An 18,744-nucleotide genomic window follows, 5' to 3' on the forward strand; every position below is an offset into this window, starting at 1 on the left:
CGCCCGAGGCCCACGCTTATCAGTTCGAGGACAACCTCGATCAACTGTTCGGGCGCAGGGCGCGAGATCCGGCGTGCGGCCCCTGCTGAATTACGGTGGTGCTGACACCGAGGCGTTATCGGGCGCGTACGCCGGGCTCTCGGCGCTTACAGTAGGGGAAAGCCAAGACATAAGGCGTTAGGCGGCAGGGGGAGCTGCAATGGAACTGATAGAGCTTGCTGCACGACCGCTCTACCTACTCGCTCGACTTTTGCTCTGGCTCGCCTGGGATCTCTTGTTCCTCACAGTCGCGTGGGCAATAGGCTGGCCGATCTGGCGTGTCATTTCATTCGGACGTTTTCCACATGTCGGCATTGGCGAGTACGAAGAGTCTGGTACCGGCGAGGCTTTTCTGGTCTGTGGTGTTGGCATTGCCATCCTCGTCGCCATGGTTTGGCTGTTTGCCAATCACTTTGGCTGGTGGTAGTTGGGCCTACCATCCACCAATTCATTCAAGCCGACGCCGCTTCGCGGCGCGACTTGATTGGCGTCAGGTTGTCGAACAGTGGCCCTGCCATCATCCGCGTCGGGCGGTGCCTGCCGGGGTCTCAGGCCTAATCCGCTCCCTGGCGTGGCTTCAAGGCTTGCGCTCATACAGCGTGTGGGGCGGTAAACGAAGCGATGGTTCGACCATCCCGACGAAATGACGCGCCGAACGACACCCAAACTTCAGCATGCACTCGTTTTTTAGATCTGAAATGACCACATCATCAGAGATTCGGACGACAGTTCTTCGTGTGTTCCTGCGGCTTGTTATATTTGTGCTGGCCGGTCTGCTTGTTTTCCACCACAGCCTGATGCTCTACGAACTGCATCTAGAGACGGGCAACAACGCCCATGCTCTTTTCGACTATGTCCAATCGGTCTGTCGTGCGCTCATCACCGTGAGCCTGCTGCTCGTTGTCTTTGGCGCACGCTGGGCGTTGTGGGGGATGTGGTTCAGCATCGGTGGCCTTGTGGCCACGCAGTACTGGGCGCATTTCGGCGACTTGCCCGTCGACTTCACTGAGGGCAGGCACCCGCTCTCCTACCTGAAGGGCTTCATCTTCCCAACAGTCATAAGTCTGGCGTTCCACTGCTCAAGCCGACCAAGAGATGTGGATGTAGATGAAGTCGCATAGCAATGCTCATCGCATGATCTGTCGGACGATAGAAGCCGAGTCCTGGCTGTTCGTCCAGCCGGACGCCACGCTCACTTGGGCCACAGGTCGTTGAAGCAGGCGTCTGGCAGTTCATTCAAGTCGAAGCCGCTTCGCGGCTCTTGGTACGAACCTCAGGGAGCTGGAATGGCGATTGCACTGATGGCAGCGACCGCTCTCGCGAGCGCGGCATTTTCCTGTCCTGCTTCGATCGAGGACGAACAGCACGTCCAGACTCCGCCTGGGGCGGCATCGGTTCATTTGTACAAGGGGCCACGCAAGCTTGAATATATGGCCGTCTTTGTCGGCCACCCCACGCAGCGCCTGCAACCTCAACCGATTCGTGCACCCCAAAGCAACGTGTATGTGTGGGAGTTCGCGAGTGGCGCCGATGTGTGGGTTCAATGCATTTACACTGCTTCCGCCGCGGTCATCACATACCATGTTGGCGCCACGCGCAGATGTTCCTTCAGAAAATCTCCTGGCGGTCTTGAGCAAAGTTGGAGTCAATGTGATGCACCGCTCCCCTGACAATCCGTTCAAACCAACACCGCTTCGTGGCTCGGTCTAACCCAGGAATGTGGAACGATGGAAGACGTCAGCTTTTCCATAAGGTCAACGTCGACGGACAAAGAGCTCCGGTTCTTTGCCCCGAGTGAATATGCGTTCTCGGCAGAACTCCGAAGCACAGAGTTATACACAGTACGGCATATCTACTGCCCCTTGGAGCCATCGGAGTTCGCCCAGTTCTTCTCTCGAATCGCATCTTACGAGAGTCCTTGGAAAGATTCGGAGCAATGCTCTTCACTGGAAGGCGACCTGTCCATTTCTGCCTGTTGCTCTCCGCTGGGAATAGTGACGTTCTCCATCTCAATGCACAGGCAGTTTGGGGGCCCCGAGGAGTGGTGCGTTTCGAGCGACATCACCGCTGAACTGGGGCAATTGCCGAGTATTGCCACGGCTGCCGGCCGTTTCTTCAGTGCATTGGCGAGCGTGTAGCAATCCTTCGGGCCGACGCCGTTCCACGGTGCGGCTCAGCTCAAACTTTTGGCATTAGGTGCTCCATGAAACCACCTCGCAGTTTCAGCCCCGAGGACCAGGCGCTCTACCGCGCCATTGACGAGGTCCTGCACTACATCTGGGACCCGATCGGCATCTCCGGCACGCCCTCGGCCCGTGACGAGTACACCTCCTATTTGCCGCCGGTGTTCGCAATGCTCCACCGAGGCGCCTCTAAGATCGAGCTGTCCACACACCTGCAGCGACTGTCAGAAGAACATATGGGAGTCGGACGCCTGCCGGAGCGAGGGGACGCGGCAGCCTTGGCGCTTGCGGGGTGGTGCGACCACCTTTCCGGGAAAGTGACCTGACGGGGCGTCCAGGCCGACGCCGCTTCGCGGCACCGCCAGACAGGAGTACGGGCCCATGTGCCACTACATCACCGCTGTGCTTCCAGCATCGGCCGATCATGACGCGCTCGATGCGCTGGCCCGTGGATACGGCAGGCAGCTCAAGCCGCTGTCCAATCCAGGCGTCGAGGCTCAACTTCATGGGGATGAGCAGTATTTCATCACGACTACCGGGTACTGCGACTGCGGCACGCCGCTCGGGGCGCTCCTGCGGAACTCCGACCGTCTTCCGGATTGGTCGGCCCAGGAGCAGCGCCTGCTCAGAAAGGGCTGGAGCAAGGCGAAGGTGGCGAGGGCGCTTGCTCAGAAGCAGGAAGATCTGCGCACGTCGTCCGAGGCATCTGCCACCAGCAAGCTGAAGACCCTGTCCTGCTGGGTCGATTTCATTGGCGAGGTCCTTGGCTCCGGCAGAACTTCACATCTCGGACTCCTGCTTCACATGTACAGCGGTTCTGTTGGAAGTCGCATTCAGCTGAATGGTCGCGAGATCGTCCGCTCGACGGAAGTTACCGGCGAGATGCTGGGTCGCATGAAAGAGGATGTGCTTTACGTGTTCCGGCCCTAGATCTGGCAGTTCACTCACGGCGACCTGCCGTGGTCAAACCCATCGATGGGAGAAGGAGGATGATCGAGCTTCCGGTGAAAGATCCTTGCGACCTCTGCGTGGCAGCTCGCGAGGAAGGATGGAAGGTCATAGACGAGAGCGAACATACTTTGACGGTGATCAACCCGTGGCAGTTCGAGGTTGGCCAGTGTTGCGTCATCACGCGCCGGCATGTCGCGATGCTGCTCGATCTTTCTGACCACGAGTGCGCAGACGTACTGGTCGCGGCCAGAAGAGTCGCAGAGGCGCTCGTCCGGACATACCGCCCCCTGGGCATACTTACGTTCCAGAACAACGGGGTGTTCAGCGGACAGGAGACGCCGCACTTCCATTTCCATGTCGTGCCACGGCAGAGGGGCAGCGACTGGGGCATAGGCCCGCCTCAACTCGCCACATTCGAGGGCGCCGGACGCGAAGCCGGTATCGCGCATGATCCACGCGGAGATGCACAGCGTCGAGAGCGGGTCCGGGTTTCCGCCAGGCAACTTGCTGAAACAGTGAACCTGATCCGCTCGAATCTGCCGGAGTAGGCGGGTTGCCGTGGTGTCAGGCTCCGACGTTCGGCGGCGGCAGACCTGCTGCCCGCGGGCAGTGGCCTGACGGGTGTTCGGACCAGGACCGCCTCGTTCCGCCCGGACAGCGGCAGGGAAAGTTTTCCATGTCCGATCCCGCCGCGTGGCGCGGCTTGGTTCAACTCCAGATATGCGGGGTTGGGCGCCTTCCCGCGCACCTCCTACAATTGGGCTGCTCGTCGTCGCCGCTGACGTCGGTCTCGTCGGGACCGGCCTGGAGGAAAGCTGATGAACCTGCAGAAGATCTACACCTCATTGCTCACCACGGATCTGGCCGCGGCTGAAGCCTGGTACACGAAGCTGCTCGGTCGCGGGCCGGATCACCGGCCGATGGACACATTGGTGCAGTGGGAGCTCTTCGATCAGGGCGGGTTGATGCTTTCGAGCAGCGACGAAATCGCCGGCAAGGGCGTGATGTTTCTTTACGTCGATGACCTCGCGAGCGAGCGCATCCGGCTGCAAGGCTTGGGGATTTCGCCAGGGGACGATATCCCGGGAGACTATTCGACGCTGGCGCAGCTCCATGATCCCGACGGCAACCTCATAACGCTGGCGACGCCGCCGTCACGGCCTTTCCCTCCGGCATGAGCATGCCGGACAGCGCCAGGCTCGCGGCATGGCGCCGACAGCCATGGATCGGCGGAGTGTTCACCCCCTCCTTCAGGACTGCCCTCCATGGACAGCGCTGGCATGCAGCGTCGTGGGATCGCTTGCACTCCTCAGGAGAAAACGCCGGCCTGGAAAAAGAAAGGGAGGCGCGTCGCGCCTCCCACTGCCAATTTATATAACGCCCGGGGGCTTGCGGCAAGGCCCTGGCCGTGATGCAGCATCGCCGACCTGCCAAGACGGCAGGACACCGAGCAGGACGATGACCGATGCGCAGACGTACTACCACGGCACCAAGGCCAGCCTGGAGGCAGGCGACCTGATCGAACCTGGCTACGCCTCCAATTACGGGCAGAGGAAGCCGGCGAACTTCGTCTATCTGAGCGCCACCCTGGATGCCGCCATCTGGGGCGCCGAGCTGGCGGCCGGAACGGGACGCGGCCGGATCTATATCGTGGAGCCCACGGGATCCATCGAAGACGACCCGAACCTGACGGACAAGCGGTTCCCCGGCAATCCCACGCGCTCGTACCGCTCGCTCGGCGCGCTGCGCGTCATCGGCGAGGTCCAGGACTGGGTGGGCCACTCCCCTGCGCAGCTCCGGGAAATGCGGGACCATCTCCAGCATCTCGAGCGGCTCGGCATCGAGGCCATCGATGAATGAGCCCCCCGCATCTGGTTAGATCCGTGGTGGTAGTCGTTGGACTCGGTGCACCGCTTCCCGTTTCGATAGAGTGGACACGGACGCGGGTCCCACTCCATCGGCCCGATGGGCCTGGCCGCCCCCGAACCGAGGTCGAACATGGACATGCTGCTCTTCATGACTCTCGCACTGGCTTCCGGCGGAAGCACCCTTTCGGTGGACTTTCCGCATGGGGGCTGCCGGCTCACGGTACACGAGGATGGCGGCGGCACGATTGCCTATGCCGCGCTGCCCCAGCAGGTCCGGATAGAGGCCGGCACGTTCGATCCTGCGGAGGTGACGGCCCGGCTCCGATCCAGTTCGTTCCCGCAGGCCGAGAGGCCGATAGATGACGGACGCGGCTCCGTATCCCTGCCGGACGCCTCGCCGCTACGCTCGATAGCGGACGGAGCGATGGTCCGGAGGCTGCTGCAACGCGCCTGGGATGCCCGCCTTCCACCGGCCAGTCGCCTCGACACGGATGCGATCGACCTCATCGGCAGAACCTGCGGGCTCGATCAGGAGCGATGACGCTGCAGCGCGACAGTGCTCCGCAACGACACCGCGGAAGCACCAGGTCTTGTCCGGATTTCAGGAGCACGTTCATGTCGAAGATCGAGGATCATGAGCCGGCCGACAGATCGCTGGAATCCGCGGAGCTGGCGCTGATCGCCGCATTGAGCCCAGACCGGATCCAGGCGATGGACGCGGCATTGCTGACCGCCGCCGATGCCCGGTGGCGGAAGGTCGCCTTCCTGGTCGCTTGCTCGATGACCGGTCCGGCTCACGTGGTCGGCGTCCCGGATGCCTACTACGCGCAGCGCGTTCGACAGCTTGTCGCCGATGGCGCCCTGGAATCCCGGGGCTCTCTTTCGCGCATGCGCTACAGCGAAGTCCGTCTTCCCGGCAGGGTCACGACTGCTGAGTCCTGACTGCTGGGACCGGCGGGGCCCTTCTCATCGGAGCCTGGCCGGAGTGCTGCCCTCCCTGGCAAAGGGACGGGCAACAAAAAACCCCGCAGGCGCGGGGTTTTCCGTACTGGTTCCAGATCGTCGCGGGACGGGCTGGATCCGTCATCTGGTGCCGGAGATAGGAATCGAACCTACGACCCCATCATTACGAATGACGTGCTCTACCAACTGAGCTACTCCGGCGGGAGCCTTGGCCGCTGCAGCGTCGTGAACGTCGCATACGAGCGCAGGGAGGAGGATTCTAGGGCGCGGGCGGGTGGCGGTCAATTCGGCGCCGGCGCCCCCGTTCGCCCCGGCTCAATCGACCAGTTGCAGGCGCAGTTCCTTGGGCAGCGCGAACACCATGCTCTCCGGCTCGCCGTCGAGTTCGGCGACGTGGGCGGCACCGAGCTCGCGCAGGCGCTCGATCACGCCGCGGACCAGCACCTCGGGAGCCGACGCACCGGCGGTCACGCCGACCTTGCGCCGTCCCCGCACCCAGCGCGGGTCGATCTCGACCGCGCCGTCGATCAGGTAGGCCTGGGTGCCCTCGCGCTCGGCCAGCTCGCGCAGCCGGTTGGAGTTGGAGCTGTTGACCGACCCCACCACGAGGACCAGGTCGCAGCGGGCGGCGAGTTCGCGCACGGCATCCTGGCGGTTCTGCGTCGCATAGCAGATGTCGTCGTTCTTCGGCCCCTGGATCGCGGGGAAGCGCCGGCGCAGGGCGTCGATCACCGCCTTGGTGTCGTCGACCGACAGGGTGGTCTGGGTGGTATACGCGAGGTTCTCGGGCTGGCCGACCTGCAGCGCCTCGACATCGTCGATGTCCTCGACCAGGTAGATTTGCCCTTTTGAAGCTGGCCCGTCGCCCGCCTCGCGCCGCCACTGGCCCATCGTACCTTCGACCTCGGGATGGCCAGCGTGCCCGATCAGGATCACGTCGCGGCCGGCACGGCAGTGACGCGCCACCTCGAAGTGGACCTTGGTCACCAGCGGGCAGGTCGCATCGAACACCTTGAGCCCGCGCTGCGCGGCCTCGGCGCGGACCGCCTGCGAGACGCCATGGGCGCTGAAGATCACGGTCGCGCCGTCGGGGACCTCGTCGAGTTCCTCGACGAAGATCGCACCGCGGTGACGCAGGTCCTCGACCACGAAGCGATTGTGGACGACCTCGTGGCGGACGTAGATCGGCGCGCCCAGCGTCTCCAGCGCGCGTTTGACGATCTCGATCGCGCGGTCGACGCCGGCACAGAAACCACGGGGATTGGCGAGAAGTACGTCCATGGCGGTGATTGTACTCCCCGGCAGGCCAACGGGAGGTGTCAGCCCCGCTCCACCGCTGCTGCGTCCCTGGGCCCGAACATGCCCAGCAGGGCGATGCCGATCGCGCCGACGACGATCGCCGAGTCGGCGATGTTGAATGCCGGCCAGTACCAGTCGCGCCAGTACCACTGGATGAAGTCGACCACGTGGCCGTGAAGCAAGCGGTCGATCACGTTGCCGATCGCGCCGCCGATCACCAGCGCATACGGCAGCGCGGTGCGCCAGTCGCGGCGCGGCGTGCGCGACAGCCACCAGCCGAGCAGTCCGCTGATCGCCACCGCGAGTACGAGGAAAAAGTACTTCTGCCAGCCCCCGGCGTCGCTGAGGAAGCTGAACGCAGCACCGGTGTTGTAGGTGCGGTACCAGTTCCAGAAGCCATCGATCACCGGGATCGCGGTGTATTCGGGCAGCGACGTCAGCACCCACCATTTGGTGAGCTGGTCGAGGGCGATCACGGCCACCGACACGAGCAGCCAGGACAGCGCATTGGGAACGGGACGGGACGGAGTCATCGCGGGCCGCTCCTCAGAACCACTTGCGGACTTCGCCGCTGCCGTCGACATTGCTCGCGCAGCGCCCGCACAACTGCGGGTGCTCCGCGTTCGAGCCGACGTCGTCGCGGTAATGCCAGCACCGCACGCACTTGGACTTGCCGGTACGCGCCGCCGTCACTTCGCCGGCACCGGCCTCGACGCTGACGTCCCCGCTGATGAACAGGAACCGCAGCTCGTCCGTCAGCGGCGCCAGCCAGGCGCGTTCGTCGTCGCCCACCTTCAGCACCACCTCGGCCTCGAGCGCCGCGCCGATCTCGCCGGCGGCGCGCATCGGTTCGAGCACCGCGCTGACCTGTTCGCGCAGCGCCAGCAGGCGGTCGAACCGGGCCGCCGACAGCGGGGCGTCCGCAGGCAGCGGCGCCAGTCCGTCGTACCAGGTCGCGAACAGCACGTTGCCGAGGCGCTGACCGTCCGCCGGCTTCGGCAGGTAGCCCCACAGTTCGTCGGCAGTGAAGCTCAGCACCGGCGCGATCCAGCGCACGAAGGCCTCGGCGATGCGGTACATCGCGCTCTGCGCCGAGCGGCGGCCGTCGGAATCCTCCTGCATCGTGTACAGGCGGTCCTTGGTGATGTCGAGGTAGACCGAACCGAGATCGACGCTGCAGAAGTTCAGCAGCAGCTGCACGATCTCGGCGAAGTCGTAGCGCTCGTAGGCGGCCTTGATCTTCTCCTGCACTTCCCAGGCGCGGTGCACGATCCAGCGATCCAGCGCGACCATCCCTCCATCGGACGCGCCGTCGAGCGCGCGCAGGTGCACGGCCGGCTCGAAGCCATGCAGGTTGGCGAGCAGGAAGCGGGCGGTGTTGCGGATGCGGCGGTAGGCGTCGGCGTTGCGCTTGAGGATCTCCTGCGACAGCGACATCTCGTTGCTGTAGTCGGCCGAAGCGATCCACAGGCGCAGGATGTCGGCGCCCAGCGTCTTCATGATGTCCTGCGGCTCGATGCCGTTGCCGAGCGACTTGGACATCTTGCGGCCCTTCTCGTCCACGGTGAAGCCGTGGGTCAGGCACTGCCTGTACGGCGCCGTCCTGTCCATCGCCACGCCGGTCAGCAGCGAGGACTGGAACCAGCCGCGGTGCTGGTCGGAGCCTTCCAGGTAGAGGTCGGCCGGCTTGCCGAAGCCACGCTCGACGAGCACGCCCTCGTGGGTGACGCCGGAATCGAACCAGACATCGAGGATGTCGGTGATCTTCTCGTACTCGGCGGCCTCGTCGCCGAGCAGCTCGGCCGCGTCGAGGGTGTACCAGACATCGACGCCGCCCTGCTCGACCCGTTCCGCGACCGCACGCATCAACTCGCTGCTGCGGGGGTGCGGCTCGCCGGTCTGGCGGTGCACGAACAGCGCGATCGGCACGCCCCAGGTGCGCTGGCGCGAGATCGTCCAGTCCGGACGTCCTTCGACCATGCCGGCGATGCGCGCCTGGCCCCATTTCGGGAACCAGCCGACGCTCTTGATCGCCTCCAGCGCGTCGCCGCGCAGGTTCGCCTGCTCCATCGAGATGAACCACTGCGGCGTCGCGCGGAACGCGATCGGCGTCTTGTGGCGCCAGCAGTGCGGGTAGCTGTGTTCGAGCCTGGCGAACGCGAGCAGCGAGCCGTTCTCGCGCAGCGCGTCGACGATGACGTCGTTGGCCTTCCAGATGTGCAGGCCGGCCAGCGCGTGGCCATCGGCCGGCGGCGTCGACGGCAGGTAGACGCCGCGGCCGTCGACCGGGTTGATCTCGGCGGCCTTGTACTTCTCGATCAGACCGTACTGCTTGCTGGCCGCATAGTCCTCCTGGCCGTGACCGGGCGCGGTGTGCACGGCACCGGTGCCGTCTTCGGCGGACACGTGATCGCCGAGGATCAGCGGGATGTCGCGGGTCGCGTAGAACGGATGCGCGAGGACGAGGTTCTCCAGCGCCGTGCCGGCGACGCGGCCGTGCACGACCGGTTCGTCGACGCCGTAACGCTTCAGCGCGGCCGCGGCCAGCGCGTCGGCCAGTACCAGCCAGCGGCGGCGGCCGTCGTGGGCGGGGCCTTCGACCAGCGCGTACTCCAGCTCGGGACCGATCGACACCGCCAGCGAGGCCGGCAGCGTCCACGGCGTGGTGGTCCAGATCGGCACCGCGATCTCGACGCCGTCGGGCAACTCGACCCCGAACGCCCGTGCCAGCGCCTGCGGATCGCGCGCCGCGTAGGCGACGTCGATCGCCGGCGACACCTTGTCCTGGTACTCGATCTCGGCCTCGGCCAGCGCCGATCCGCAGTCGAAGCACCAGTGCACCGGCTTCACGCCGCGGGTCAGGTGGCCGTTGTCGATGATCCGCGCGAGCGCACGCATCTCGTTGGCCTCGAAACGGAAATCGAGGGTCTTGTACGGGTTGTCCCAGTCGCCGATCACGCCCAGCCGCTTGAAGTCGCGGCGCTGGATCTCGATCTGCGACTCGGCGTACTCACGGCACTTCTGGCGGAACTCGACCGCATCGAGCTTGACCCCGACCTTGCCGTACTTCTTCTCGATCGCGATCTCGATCGGCAGGCCGTGGCAGTCCCAGCCCGGCACGTATGGCGCGTCGAAGCCCGCCATATGCCTGGACTTGACGATGATGTCCTTGAGGATCTTGTTGACCGCGTGTCCGAGGTGGATCGCGCCGTTCGCGTACGGCGGACCGTCGTGCAGCACGAACAGCGGACGGCCTGCCGCGTGCTCGCGCAGGCGCGCGTACAGCCCCTCGGACTCCCAGCGCTCCAGGATCCCGGGCTCGCGCCTGGGCAGGTCGCCACGCATCGGAAACTCGGTGGCGGGCAACTGCAGGGTGGCTTTGTAATCCTGGCTCACGGGGACCTATTCGAAGGAAGGTTCTTTGAGGGAAGTCCGCATCCGGGAATGCGGGCCGTTGCTGCGGGACGAACGGGCAAGGATTCCGCGCGCCCGTTCGGCGTCGCGGTGCATCTGCGCGACCAGCGCCGGCAGATCGTCGAATCTTTCCTCGTCGCGCAGCTTGGCGACGAACTCGACCTCGATCCTGCGCCCGTACAGGTCGCCGTCGAAGTCGAACAGATGGGCTTCGAGCAGCGGCTCCACGCCGTCCACCGTCGGCCGGGTACCGAGGCTGGACACCGACGCCATCGGCTCCGCGCCCACGCCATGCACCCAGGTCGCGTAGATGCCGGACAGCGCCGGAGTCCGGCCACCGAAGCGGATGTTGGCGGTCGGATAGCCCAGCGTGCGTCCGAGCTGGCGACCGCGCACGACCCGGCCGCCGATCGCGTATGGACGCCCGAGCATCCTCGTCGCCGCCTCGAACGCGCCATCCTGCAGGGCGGCCCGGATGCGCGTGCTCGAAACCCGTTCGCCGTCCAGCATCACCGGCTCGATCTCGCCGGCGACGAAACCGCGCTCGCGGCCGACACGGTGCAGCAACTCGATGTCGCCGCCGCGCGCCCTGCCGAAACGGAAGCCGGGACCGACCCAGATCTCGCGGGCGCGCAGATGCTCGACCAACACGCGCTCGATGAAGGTTTCCGCATCCAGTCCGCTCAGGCGCGCATCGAAGCGCAGCAGTCCCACCTGGTCGGCGCCGAGTTCGCACAGGCCCTCGACCTTGGCCCGCGGCGACAACAGCCGCGGCGGCGGCGCCTGCGGGGCGAAGAACTCGCGCGGCAGCGGTTCGAAGCTGAGCGCGACCGCCGGCAGGCCGCCACCATGCGGACCGGGGGCGGGCGCGCCGCCGATCGCACGCGAGCGCGCGACAGCATGGCGCACCAGTGCCCGATGGCCCAGGTGCAGGCCGTCGAAGGCGCCGATGCAGACCACACTGCCGTGCGGGCACCGGGGCCCGCCATCGACGTCACGGAACAGCCTGCTCATAGAACCCTGCAGTATATACGCGCCGCCCCCGCTGCCGGCCGGTCCGGAGCGTCAATGGCGCAGATGGCGCGGACGCAGGCCGAGCAGCAGCAGGGTCGCGGCGTAGGCCGCGCCGCCGGCCGCCACCGCCACCAGCAGCCACACCCAGCGCCAGCCCATCGACAGCAGCCCCCACGCTCCGACGTACCCGCGGATCGCGACCACCGCGACGGTCATCGCCAGCAGCGCCACCGCGATCCGCAACAGCCAGCGTCCCCAGCCCGGCTCGGGCGTGTACAGCCCCTGCCGTCGCAGGTATCGCCACAACAGGGCGGCGTTCAGTATCCCGGCCAGCGCGGTCGCTGCGGCGATGCCGACATGCGCCTCCGCCACCCCCAGCATCCACAACGGCGTCACCAGCGCGACCGTCAACAGCACGTTGGCGACCACGGTGATCAGCGCCGCGCGCATCGGCGTGCGGGTGTCCTGGCGGGCGTAGAAGGCCGGCAGCAGCACCTTGCTGAGCATGAAGGTCGGGATGCCGACGCTCATCGCGGTCAGCGCGATGCCGACCATCCGCGAATCCTCCGCGGTGAATGCGCGGCGCTGGAACAGCGATGCGGTCAACGGCTCGGCCAGCAGCGCCAGCCCCAGTGCGGCCGGGATGCCGATCAGCAGCACGATCCGCAGCCCCCAGTCCAGCGACTTCGAGTAACCGGCCTCGTCGTTGGCGGCGTGATGGCGCGACAGCTGCGGCAGGATCACCGTGCCGATCGCGACGCCGAACAGGCCCAGCGGCAGCTCGGTCAGGCGGTCGGAGTAATACAGCCACGACTGCGCGGCCGGCACCAGCAGCGCGGCGAACATCGTCCCGACCAGCACGTTCACCTGGGCGACCGAGGAAGAAAACACCGTCGGCAGCATCAGCCGGCCGACCCGGCGCACGCCCTCGTGGCGGAAATCGAAGCGCAACCGCGGACGCAGCCCCAGCCGGCCCATCGCCGGCCACAGCACCAGCACCTGCAGGATGCCGGCCGCCAGCACGCCCCAGGCCATCGAGGCCTCGGGCACCTCCAGGTGTCCGGCCAGCAGCAGCATCGCCGCGATCATCGCCAGGTTATGCAGGACCGGCGTCAGCGCCGGCAGGCCGAAGTGGCGGAAGCTGTTCAGCACGCCGCCGGCCAGCGCCGTCATCGAGATGAACACCAGGTAGGGAAAGGTGATCCGCAGCATTTCGGCGGCCAGCGGGACAGTCTCGGTCCCCGGCGGCGCCAGCGCCAGGAACAGCTGCGCGACCCACGGTGCGGCCAGCATGCCCAGGCCGCTGACCACCACCACCGCCGCGAAAAGCGCGCCGGCGACGTGGTCGAGCAGGTCCTGCAGCGCCTTCTGGTCGCCCTTTTCCTTCAGCTCCGAGAGCACCGGTACGAACGCCGAGGAGAACGATCCCTCGGCGAAGATCCGGCGCAGATAGTTCGGGATCCGGTAGGCGACGACGAAGGCGCTCATCCCCGGGCCGGCGCCGAACAGGCTCGCCGTGACCGCGTCGCGGACGTATCCGGCGATGCGCGAGATGAACGTCATCACGCTGAACACGGCGGTCGAGCGCAGCATCCCGCGCCCGCCACGTCCGCCGCCCCGGTCCGGATCCGGCGCCCCCCCTGGCGGCAGTCCGGGCTCGCCCGGCGCGACCGGCGTCGCGAGAGCGGACGCCCGGGCGTCCTGAACGATCTTTTCAGACAAAAGAATTCCTCCGGCCGCCGCTGTTGACGCAAGCCACTGAATTGACCATAATTTCCTGTCTACTTGCCTGGATCAAGTCCTGCCGGTGCCAGACTCCCGGGGTTCGCGGTCCGCAAGTCCTTCTTTCCAGTTCCGATTCCAAAATATTCCAGGATTCCGCCGTGGCTAACATCAAGTCCGCCAAGAAGCGCGCCAAGCAGACCGTCGTGCGCAACGCCCGTAACGCCAGCCAGCGTTCGATGCTGCGCACCTACGTCAAGAAGGTGCTCAAGGCCCTGGGCGAGAACGACGCCGCCGGCGCCGAAACCGCCTTCAAGGCCGCCCAACCGATCCTCGACCGTTACAGCGCACGTGGCCTGATCCACAAGAACAAGGCCGCTCGCCACAAGAGCCGTCTGAACGCGCGCATCAAGGCGCTCAAGGCCGCCTGAGGTCGATCCCGCGCCCGGGCGTCCACTGTCCCGGCCCGCAGGCAAGAAAGCCGGCATCCGCCGGCTTTTTTGTTGCCCGGCCACCACCGCCCCCCTGCTTCAAGGCGCGCCCGCCCCGGGACAGGCTTGTTCCGGCACATAAGCGCGCAGCAAGCTGCGATGAAGCTCTCATGGGTGAGGTCCGATCCAGGCTTGCGCCGCTCCCACGGTCGTGTGCACGCCCCGCGCATGCCGGCGCGCACGGGGGGCGCCAGCGGCGCAGCTCAGGCGTCCTGCCGACCCGAAGCCGTCGCCTCGGCCGCGGCTTCCGCCGCCTCCTCGGCCTGCCGGTCGAAAAACGCCATCACGTCGAGCATCACCTGCCAGGTCCCTTCACGACCGATCGCCGACACCTTGTACCAGCGATCCTTCCAGCCGAGTTCGTCGATGATCGCCTGCGCAGCTTCGTCCTGCTCCTCCTCGAGCAGCAGATCGGCCTTGTTCAACACCAGCCAGCGCGGCTTCTCCAGCAGTTCAGGGTCGTGCCGGCCGAGCTCGCGCTCGATCGCCCGCACCTGCTCGGCCGGGCTGACGCCCTCCACGCCGCCTTCCATGGGCGCCATGTCGACCAGGTGCAGCAACAGACGCGTGCGCTGCAGGTGGCGCAGGAACTGGGCACCGAGGCCGGCACCGTCGGCCGCGCCTTCGATCAGCCCGGGAATGTCGGCGATCACGAAGCTGCGATGCGGCTCCACGCTGACCACGCCCAGGTTCGGATACAACGTGGTGAACGGATAGTCGGCGACCTTCGGCGTCGCCGCCGACACCGCCCGGATCAGCGTGCTCTTGCCGGCGTTCGGGAAACCCAGCAGGCCGACGTCGGCCAGCAGTTTCAGTTCCAGCTTCAGCACCCGCTCCTCGCCCGGCAGGCCCGGCAGCGCCTTGCGCGGCGCACGGTTGACCGAACTCTTGAAGTGCATGTTGCCCAGCCCGCCCTTGCCACCCTTGGCCACCAGCAGGCGGTCGCCGTGGCGGGTCATGTCGCCGATGACCTCATCGGTCTCGACATTGGTCACCACGGTGCCGACCGGCACGGTGATCACGGTGTCCTCGCCGGCCTTGCCGTACATCTGCCGGCCCATGCCGTTCTCGCCACGCTGCGCACGGAAGGTCTTCTGGTGGCGGAAATCGACCAGGGTGTTGAGATTCTCGTCGGCGACGAGCCAGACGCTGCCGCCGTCGCCGCCGTCGCCGCCGTCGGGGCCACCCAGCGGGATGAATTTCTCGCGGCGGAACCCAACGCAACCATTGCCGCCGTTGCCCGCGATGACCTGGATTTCGGCTTCGTCTACAAGTTTCATTGCGGGCTCTGGATTCGGTGCCTGGAGCAGGACTCGGGACTCGGAAAAACTGGTGCGGCGGCAGCATTGTCGGCGCAAACGCGGAGAAAAACCCCGGGCGACACCGTCTTCCCCACCCCCGAAACGAAAAGCCCCGCCGAGGCGGGGCCTTTCCGGCAGCGGCGCGCGGCGCCGGCCGCCTGCGCTTACTCGGCAGCGACGATGCTGACGGTACGGCGCTTCTTCGGGCCCTTGGTCGAAAACTCGACCTTGCCGTCGACCAACGCATACAGCGTGTGGTCGCGCCCCAGGCCGACACCGCTGCCCGGATGGAACTGGGTGCCGCGCTGGCGGACGATGATGTTGCCGGCCTCGATCGCCTGGCCGCCGTAGATCTTGACGCCCAGGTACTTCGGGTTGGAGTCGCGGCCGTTGCGGGTGGAGCCTACGCCCTTTTTGTGTGCCATGACTGCTTCTCCTTACTTGCCGGCGATGCCGGTGATCTCGATTTCGGTGTAATGCTGGCGGTGGCCCATCTGCTTGCGATGGTGCTTGCGGCGGCGGAACTTCACGATGCGCACCTTCTCGGCGCGGCCGTGGCCGACGACCTTGGCGGTGACGGTGGCGCCCTTGACGTCGTCGCCGACCTTCACGCCCTCGCCGTCGCCCAGCATCAGGACGTTGTCCAGCTTGATCTCGCTGCCGGCTTCGGCATCGAGCAGTTCGACACGCAGGGTTTCGCCCTGCATCACGCGGTACTGCTTACCGCCGGTGACTACTACTGCATACATGACCCGGACCTCCTGGTGATCCTATGTAGTTATTCTGGTCGCTGCCGCCCGGGCGGGCGGAGAGAAGCGGAATTGTAGCCGGGCCGGGGTTCTCGTGCAAACGACCCCGGGCGCGGCTCAAGCGCCACGGCCGGCACGCGCCCGGCTTTGCCGGATCTGGCGCGATCTCCCGCGGACGGAAAAACCGTCGCCAATTGTCAAAACCCCGACATCACCCGCTTGTAAGCGGCAACGATTTTCATTTAGGTTCAAGTCAGCTGCGGCGACAAGGGCCGCACGGATCGGCACGGACCGCCGCATCTACGGATGTCCGGCGCCCCAACCAGCAAGGCAATGAATGCCCGTGAGCCAGGACGCTCTACACAATCCGAATGCCGCATGCGCCCCGCCCGACGGAACTCTCCGCGCGTCCGGGCCACCCGCCGCCGGCACATCGCCGGTGTGCTCGCGGCCTTGCGCCGTTCTCCCGCCCTTTTCCCCGAATTCGCGCCATGCCCCCCTCCGGGGGGGCGCGCAAAGGCGTTGCGCCTGCGTGCCATAAGGCACGAGGGCAACCGGACCCGGCACAGCACAGGGGGTGCGCCGGGATGATGGACTGCAATCGAAGGACTGTACCCATGTCAAAGCAGAAGAAATCAGGCGTCATCCGTTCGAGGAAGATGAAATGGACCGCCCTCGCCGTCGCTACCGCGATCGTTGTCGCCCCGGCAGCCTATTCCGGCGGCAAACTCAATGGCTTCAAGCCACCGAGCACGGCCGCCGCCGCGGCCAGCGCCAGGCAGAAGGAGTCGGTGGATCGCTTCATCGTCACCTACCGGCAGGACCCGACGCAGCGCTTGTCGGCGGCCTCCGCCGACTCCCGCATGCAGGGACTGGCCACTGCCGCGCGCGACGCCGGCGTCGGCATCGAACCGCTGCGCACACTGGCGACCGGCGCATCGGTGATCCGCACCGACCGCAAGCTGGATCGCGCCGCCAGCAAGGCGCTGATGATCGCGCTGATGAAGGACCCGAACGTGCTTGCGGTCGAGCCCGATCGCCGGCTGACCCGCCAGTTCGTGCCCAACGATCCCGCCTACGCCCAGCAATGGCACTACCAGGCCGGTACCGGCGGCATCAACGCCGAGGGCGCCTGGGACCTGAGCAGCGGCGCAGGCGTGGTGGTCGCGGTGCTCGACACCGGCAGCACCCCGCATGTCGACCTGGCCGGCGCCTACGTCGCCGGCTACGACTTCATCGACGACCTCGACACCGCGGTCGACGGTGATGGCCGCGACGCCGACCCGAACGACCCCGGCGACTGGCACAGCGGCGAATGCAACATCTTCGGCATCCCCGAGGACAGCAGCTGGCACGGCACCCACGTCGCCGGCACGGTGGCCGCGGCGACCGACAACGGCATCGGCGTGGCCGGCGTCGCCCACGGCGCGAAAGTGCAGCCGGTGCGCGTGCTCGGCAAGTGCGGCGGCTTCATTTCCGACATCGCCGACGCGATCACCTGGGCCTCGGGCGGCAGCGTCGCCGGCGTACCCGACAACGCGACCCCGGCCGAGGTCATCAACCTGAGCCTGGGCGGTGGCGGCAGCTGTCCGGCCGCGATGCAGGCGGCGATCGACGGCGCGGTCGGCCGCGGCACCACGGTGGTGGTGGCGGCCGGCAACAGCAGCTCCGATGCGTCCGGCTTCACTCCCGCCAACTGCGACAACGTGATCGCGGTGGCGGCGACCGGCCCGGACTACGAGTTCGCGGCCGGCTACTCGAACTTCGGCGATACGGTCGATGTCGCGGCGCCGGGCGGTTCCGGCGTGACGCCGGCCGAGGACAACATCCTGTCGACGCTGAACAGCGGTGCGACCGTGCAGGAGGACGATGTCTACGCCTGGTACGCCGGCACCTCGATGGCGGCGCCTCACGTGGCCGGTACGGTCGCGCTGATGCAGGCGGCGGCTCCGATGCCGAAGACCCCGGCGGAGATCGAGGAGATCCTGGTCAACACCGCCTATGCCGCGACCGGCTTCCCGGTCGGCTGCAGCTACAGCAAGTCGTGCGGTTCCGGCGTGATCGACGCGCGCTATGCCGTGTCGGTGGCCTCCGGCGCCGAGCCGCTGCCGGATGCCCCGCCGCCGCCGCCGCCGCCGCCGCCGGCGACCCCGCTGGAGAACGGCGTCACCGTCACCGACATCGAGGTGCTGGCCGACGAGAGCGTCCGTTACGAGCTGGCGGTGCCCAACGGCGCGTCCAACCTGTTGTTCGCGATGTACGGTGGCACCGGCGATGCCGACATCTACGTGCGCCACGGCGACGAGCCGACCGACACGGCCTACGACTGCCGTCCGTTCTCGGCCGGCAACAACGAGACCTGCTTCTTCCCGGCTCCGGAAAGCGGTACCTGGTACGTGACGATCAAGGGTTTCAGCAACGCCGCCGGCGTCTCGCTGTACCCGAGCTTCGTCGACCCGGGCTGGCCGCGCGCGCTCGAGGCCGAGGCCACGCAGCTCAACAATCACCGCACCCGCGTGCAGCTGCAGTGGACCCACGGCGCCAGGTTCGTCGACATCTACCGCAACGGCGCGATCCTGAAGACCGTGCGCAACCGCAATCACAGCACCACGGACACCTTCCGGATCATCGGCAGCGGCACGATGACCTACGAGGTCTGCAACAACGGCACCCGGGAATGCTCCGACCCGGTGTCGATCGACTACGCGTCGCAGAAGCGCAGGTCGAGGTAAGCCATCCACGGCAAACCG

General features: G+C 66.5%; 21 protein-coding genes and 1 tRNA gene. 13 read left to right on the plus strand and 9 right to left on the minus strand.

Features of this window, described 5'->3' with window-relative positions; genetic code table 11:
* The first annotated feature begins 199 nt into the window (after positions 1-199).
* The 11 genes from L3V18_RS12425 to L3V18_RS12465 all read left to right on the plus strand — a co-directional run bounded on the left by L3V18_RS12425 (position 200) and on the right by L3V18_RS12465 (position 5,983).
* Positions 200-466 (plus strand): hypothetical protein, encoded by a 267-nt coding sequence (locus L3V18_RS12425; RefSeq protein ID WP_237055352.1) that lies wholly within the window; start codon positions 200-202, stop codon positions 464-466.
* 271 nt (positions 467-737) lie between these two features.
* Entirely contained in the window at positions 738-1,160 is a 423-nt protein-coding gene (locus L3V18_RS12430; protein WP_237055354.1) for a hypothetical protein, read from the plus strand.
* Between the two features lie 180 nt (positions 1,161-1,340).
* Complete coding sequence (locus tag L3V18_RS19470) at positions 1,341-1,709, plus strand: STY0301 family protein (RefSeq protein ID WP_425493531.1); 369 nt, start codon at positions 1,341-1,343, stop codon at positions 1,707-1,709.
* A gap of 57 nt (positions 1,710-1,766) precedes the next feature.
* The gene (locus L3V18_RS19475; protein WP_425493525.1) at positions 1,767-2,177 is read left to right on the plus strand and encodes a DUF6228 family protein; all 411 of its coding nucleotides are present in this window, start codon (positions 1,767-1,769) and stop codon (positions 2,175-2,177) included.
* A gap of 65 nt (positions 2,178-2,242) precedes the next feature.
* Positions 2,243-2,548: a hypothetical protein gene (locus tag L3V18_RS12435; RefSeq protein WP_237055356.1), complete on the plus strand. Its 306-nt coding sequence runs from the start codon at positions 2,243-2,245 to the stop codon at positions 2,546-2,548.
* A 55-nt stretch (positions 2,549-2,603) separates the two neighbouring features.
* Complete coding sequence (locus tag L3V18_RS12440) at positions 2,604-3,152, plus strand: hypothetical protein (RefSeq protein WP_237055358.1); 549 nt, start codon at positions 2,604-2,606, stop codon at positions 3,150-3,152.
* A 59-nt stretch (positions 3,153-3,211) separates the two neighbouring features.
* Complete coding sequence (locus L3V18_RS12445; RefSeq protein WP_237055360.1) at positions 3,212-3,721, plus strand: HIT family protein; 510 nt, start codon at positions 3,212-3,214, stop codon at positions 3,719-3,721.
* A 270-nt stretch (positions 3,722-3,991) separates the two neighbouring features.
* Positions 3,992-4,351: a VOC family protein gene (locus tag L3V18_RS12450; protein ID WP_237055361.1), complete on the plus strand. Its 360-nt coding sequence runs from the start codon at positions 3,992-3,994 to the stop codon at positions 4,349-4,351.
* 280 nt (positions 4,352-4,631) lie between these two features.
* A complete protein-coding gene (gene arr, locus L3V18_RS12455; RefSeq protein ID WP_237055364.1) occupies positions 4,632-5,033 on the plus strand; it encodes an NAD(+)--rifampin ADP-ribosyltransferase in 402 nt (133 codons plus the stop codon).
* A gap of 138 nt (positions 5,034-5,171) precedes the next feature.
* A complete protein-coding gene (locus tag L3V18_RS12460) occupies positions 5,172-5,582 on the plus strand; it encodes a hypothetical protein (protein WP_237055366.1) in 411 nt (136 codons plus the stop codon).
* Positions 5,583-5,656: 74 nt separating this feature from the next.
* Entirely contained in the window at positions 5,657-5,983 is a 327-nt protein-coding gene (locus L3V18_RS12465) for a DUF3658 domain-containing protein (protein ID WP_237055368.1), read from the plus strand.
* Positions 5,984-6,129: 146 nt separating this feature from the next.
* On the opposite strand, the gene L3V18_RS12470 is transcribed toward L3V18_RS12465, so the two are convergent.
* The 6 genes from L3V18_RS12470 to murJ form a co-directional block, all read right to left on the minus strand.
* Positions 6,130-6,205 (minus strand) — tRNA-Thr (locus L3V18_RS12470).
* Positions 6,206-6,319: 114 nt separating this feature from the next.
* Positions 6,320-7,285, minus strand: coding sequence for a 4-hydroxy-3-methylbut-2-enyl diphosphate reductase (gene ispH / locus L3V18_RS12475; protein WP_237055370.1), 966 nt, complete (start codon positions 7,283-7,285; stop codon positions 6,320-6,322).
* A 38-nt stretch (positions 7,286-7,323) separates the two neighbouring features.
* Positions 7,324-7,836, minus strand: a complete 513-nt coding sequence (lspA, locus tag L3V18_RS12480) for a signal peptidase II (RefSeq protein ID WP_237055372.1) — start codon at positions 7,834-7,836, stop codon at positions 7,324-7,326.
* 13 nt (positions 7,837-7,849) lie between these two features.
* Positions 7,850-10,699 carry an isoleucine--tRNA ligase gene (ileS, locus tag L3V18_RS12485; RefSeq protein ID WP_237055374.1) on the minus strand — a complete coding sequence of 950 codons (2,850 nt, stop codon included), beginning with the start codon at positions 10,697-10,699 and terminating at the stop codon, positions 7,850-7,852.
* A gap of 6 nt (positions 10,700-10,705) precedes the next feature.
* The gene (locus L3V18_RS12490) at positions 10,706-11,731 is read right to left on the minus strand and encodes a bifunctional riboflavin kinase/FAD synthetase (protein ID WP_237055376.1); all 1,026 of its coding nucleotides are present in this window, start codon (positions 11,729-11,731) and stop codon (positions 10,706-10,708) included.
* A 51-nt stretch (positions 11,732-11,782) separates the two neighbouring features.
* Positions 11,783-13,324 carry a murein biosynthesis integral membrane protein MurJ gene (gene murJ, locus L3V18_RS12495; RefSeq protein ID WP_237055378.1) on the minus strand — a complete coding sequence of 514 codons (1,542 nt, stop codon included), beginning with the start codon at positions 13,322-13,324 and terminating at the stop codon, positions 11,783-11,785.
* A gap of 290 nt (positions 13,325-13,614) precedes the next feature.
* Here murJ and rpsT point away from each other — a divergent pair, with 290 nt between their 5' ends.
* Entirely contained in the window at positions 13,615-13,884 is a 270-nt protein-coding gene (rpsT, locus tag L3V18_RS12500; protein ID WP_237055380.1) for a 30S ribosomal protein S20, read from the plus strand.
* A 263-nt stretch (positions 13,885-14,147) separates the two neighbouring features.
* On the opposite strand, the gene cgtA is transcribed toward rpsT, so the two are convergent.
* The 3 genes from cgtA to rplU all read right to left on the minus strand — a co-directional run bounded on the left by cgtA (position 14,148) and on the right by rplU (position 15,994).
* Positions 14,148-15,224 (minus strand): Obg family GTPase CgtA, encoded by a 1,077-nt coding sequence (cgtA, locus tag L3V18_RS12505; protein WP_237055381.1) that lies wholly within the window; start codon positions 15,222-15,224, stop codon positions 14,148-14,150.
* 185 nt (positions 15,225-15,409) lie between these two features.
* On the minus strand, positions 15,410-15,670 hold the full coding sequence (gene rpmA, locus L3V18_RS12510; RefSeq protein WP_237055383.1) for a 50S ribosomal protein L27: 261 nt from the start codon (positions 15,668-15,670) through the stop codon (positions 15,410-15,412).
* Between the two features lie 12 nt (positions 15,671-15,682).
* Positions 15,683-15,994 carry a 50S ribosomal protein L21 gene (gene rplU / locus L3V18_RS12515; protein WP_237055385.1) on the minus strand — a complete coding sequence of 104 codons (312 nt, stop codon included), beginning with the start codon at positions 15,992-15,994 and terminating at the stop codon, positions 15,683-15,685.
* Positions 15,995-16,611: 617 nt separating this feature from the next.
* Here rplU and L3V18_RS12520 point away from each other — a divergent pair.
* Positions 16,612-18,726: a S8 family peptidase gene (locus L3V18_RS12520; RefSeq protein ID WP_237055387.1), complete on the plus strand. Its 2,115-nt coding sequence runs from the start codon at positions 16,612-16,614 to the stop codon at positions 18,724-18,726.
* The last annotated feature ends 18 nt before the right edge of the window (positions 18,727-18,744 follow it).

The sequence above is a fragment of the Marilutibacter chinensis genome (assembly GCF_021725675.1).
In the GTDB taxonomy this organism is placed as follows: Bacteria; Pseudomonadota; Gammaproteobacteria; order Xanthomonadales; family Xanthomonadaceae; genus Marilutibacter; species Marilutibacter chinensis.

Bases quoted from the DNA above. Each gene is read 5' to 3' on its own strand.
- L3V18_RS12425 (WP_237055352.1), top strand. From the start codon at position 200: ATGGAACTGATAGAGCTTGCTGCACGACCGCTCTACCTACTCGCTCGA.
- L3V18_RS12430 (WP_237055354.1), top strand. From the start codon at position 738: ATGACCACATCATCAGAGATTCGGACGACAGTTCTTCGTGTGTTCCTG.
- L3V18_RS19470 (WP_425493531.1), top strand. From the start codon at position 1,341: ATGGCAGCGACCGCTCTCGCGAGCGCGGCATTTTCCTGTCCTGCTTCG.
- L3V18_RS19475 (WP_425493525.1), top strand. From the start codon at position 1,767: ATGGAAGACGTCAGCTTTTCCATAAGGTCAACGTCGACGGACAAAGAG.
- L3V18_RS12435 (WP_237055356.1), top strand. From the start codon at position 2,243: ATGAAACCACCTCGCAGTTTCAGCCCCGAGGACCAGGCGCTCTACCGC.
- L3V18_RS12440 (WP_237055358.1), top strand. From the start codon at position 2,604: ATGTGCCACTACATCACCGCTGTGCTTCCAGCATCGGCCGATCATGAC.
- L3V18_RS12445 (WP_237055360.1), top strand. From the start codon at position 3,212: ATGATCGAGCTTCCGGTGAAAGATCCTTGCGACCTCTGCGTGGCAGCT.
- L3V18_RS12450 (WP_237055361.1), top strand. From the start codon at position 3,992: ATGAACCTGCAGAAGATCTACACCTCATTGCTCACCACGGATCTGGCC.
- arr (WP_237055364.1), top strand. From the start codon at position 4,632: ATGACCGATGCGCAGACGTACTACCACGGCACCAAGGCCAGCCTGGAG.
- L3V18_RS12460 (WP_237055366.1), top strand. From the start codon at position 5,172: ATGGACATGCTGCTCTTCATGACTCTCGCACTGGCTTCCGGCGGAAGC.
- L3V18_RS12465 (WP_237055368.1), top strand. From the start codon at position 5,657: ATGTCGAAGATCGAGGATCATGAGCCGGCCGACAGATCGCTGGAATCC.
- ispH (WP_237055370.1), bottom strand. From the start codon at position 7,285: ATGGACGTACTTCTCGCCAATCCCCGTGGTTTCTGTGCCGGCGTCGAC.
- lspA (WP_237055372.1), bottom strand. From the start codon at position 7,836: ATGACTCCGTCCCGTCCCGTTCCCAATGCGCTGTCCTGGCTGCTCGTG.
- L3V18_RS12490 (WP_237055376.1), bottom strand. From the start codon at position 11,731: ATGAGCAGGCTGTTCCGTGACGTCGATGGCGGGCCCCGGTGCCCGCAC.
- murJ (WP_237055378.1), bottom strand. From the start codon at position 13,324: ATGCTGCGCTCGACCGCCGTGTTCAGCGTGATGACGTTCATCTCGCGC.
- cgtA (WP_237055381.1), bottom strand. From the start codon at position 15,224: ATGAAACTTGTAGACGAAGCCGAAATCCAGGTCATCGCGGGCAACGGC.
- rpmA (WP_237055383.1), bottom strand. From the start codon at position 15,670: ATGGCACACAAAAAGGGCGTAGGCTCCACCCGCAACGGCCGCGACTCC.
- rplU (WP_237055385.1), bottom strand. From the start codon at position 15,994: ATGTATGCAGTAGTAGTCACCGGCGGTAAGCAGTACCGCGTGATGCAG.
- L3V18_RS12520 (WP_237055387.1), top strand. From the start codon at position 16,612: ATGTCAAAGCAGAAGAAATCAGGCGTCATCCGTTCGAGGAAGATGAAA.